A 413-nucleotide genomic window follows, 5' to 3' on the forward strand; every position below is an offset into this window, starting at 1 on the left:
TTCGAGAACTTGCAGCTGGGCGATGCGGCCTCGGTCAAAGTCACCGACACCACCGACGACGTGGTGGCCAAGCTGACCGCGACGCCTTCGGTTACCGAAGGCGGTGCGATCACCTACACCATTACGCTGACCAACAAGGACGGTCTGCCGATCGATAAACATTCGGCGCTGACCTTCACCCTGAGTGATGGCACCACCGTCATCACGGTCCCGGCCAACAGCACTACCGGCTTCACCACCGTGACTGCTCCGGACAACGTCTACACCGGTACTAACGATCCAGTGATCAAATCGATCGCTTCGGTAGATGGCGCTGATGTCGGCAAGTTCGAGAACCTGGTTCTGGACAAGACCCCGGTCAGCACTGCTGTCACCGATGAGCCTGGCTCGGGTACTCCGGGTGCCGGCAACGA

At 59.8% G+C, this 413-nt stretch carries 1 protein-coding gene; it reads left to right on the plus strand.

The genetic code is table 11. The annotated features are described in order from the left end of the window. Nucleotides 1-413: immunoglobulin-like domain-containing protein (locus HU764_RS27515; RefSeq protein WP_217835028.1), on the plus strand; the 413-nt coding region annotated here is incomplete at both ends.

The organism is Pseudomonas kermanshahensis (assembly GCF_014269205.2).
Classification (GTDB): Bacteria; Pseudomonadota; Gammaproteobacteria; order Pseudomonadales; family Pseudomonadaceae; genus Aquipseudomonas; species Aquipseudomonas kermanshahensis.